This window comes from Streptomyces macrosporus (assembly GCF_039533145.1).
Taxonomy (GTDB): domain Bacteria; phylum Actinomycetota; class Actinomycetes; order Streptomycetales; family Streptomycetaceae; genus Streptomyces; species Streptomyces macrosporus.
In genome coordinates, this window is the sequence record NZ_BAAASZ010000035.1 from 215005 (window position 1) to 215887 (window position 883).

Annotated in this window: 1 pseudogene; it reads left to right on the forward strand. The window is 83.1% G+C overall.

Going from position 1 to position 883, the window contains the following annotated elements:
- Positions 1 to 442 precede the first annotated feature (442 nt).
- Positions 443 to 883 (forward strand): annotated as a pseudogene (locus tag ABD335_RS25655) (hypothetical protein); the annotation flags it as partial.

Here is an 883-nt window from a genome sequence, read left to right on the forward strand (position 1 = left end):
GGACTCCGGCCCGGCGCCCGCGGTGGCGCGTCCCGGCGACGCCGGCGCCGCGGGGAAGGGCCGTTCGGGCGACGCTCCTCGGACCCGTGGCATCACGTCCACGGATTCCCCCGCCGTGCTCTCCCCGTCGCCTCCTCCCGTCCAGCGGGCCACGGAGCCGGGCACCGGCCCGGCCGCGCCCCTCGCCGACACCGATCGCCGACCGGCCGCCCCGGAGGTTCCGCTGGTACGGCGCGTGTCGGTGGTCCCGGGCACAGCCACCGACGGGGCCGTGGCCCGGTCCGCTTCCGGCGCGCCCGCCTCGCGGACACGGTCCGGAGCGTCCCGGTCGGACTCCGGGCACGCGTCCCGGTCGCCGGTCGGTTCCGAGAACCGCGCCCCGGCCGTCCGGCTCCGCCCGGTGGGGCCTTCGCCGACCGTCGCTCGGCACCCGGCCGGACCCGTGCGCCGCGTCCCCGCCCTGCGGCCCGCCGCCACCCCGGTGCCCGACGGCGGCACGCCCCCCAACGCGCCCGGTCCCGCCTCCGCCACGACCGCACCGGCCGGGGCGAGGGCGCGCTCCGGCGCCCCCGCACAGCGCACCGCCACGCGCGCGGGAAGCCGCGCGCCCCTCGGCGCCCCGCTGGGCGAACTGCCCTCGACGACCACGCCCTTGACAGAGGGCGCCCCCGCCCCGCACCCCGCGCCCCGCGCCGGCTCCGCGTCCGGTCCGGCGCTGCCCGTCGTCCAGCGCCACGCGGACGGCACGGCCGGCACCCCGGGCCCGTACGGCGGCGCTGCGGGAACGGCCCACGGCACCCCGGACGGCCCCGCCGCACCGGCCGACGCTCCGCGCCGGACCCCCGACCCGGGCCGCACCGGGGCACGCGCGCGCGGCGGCCTG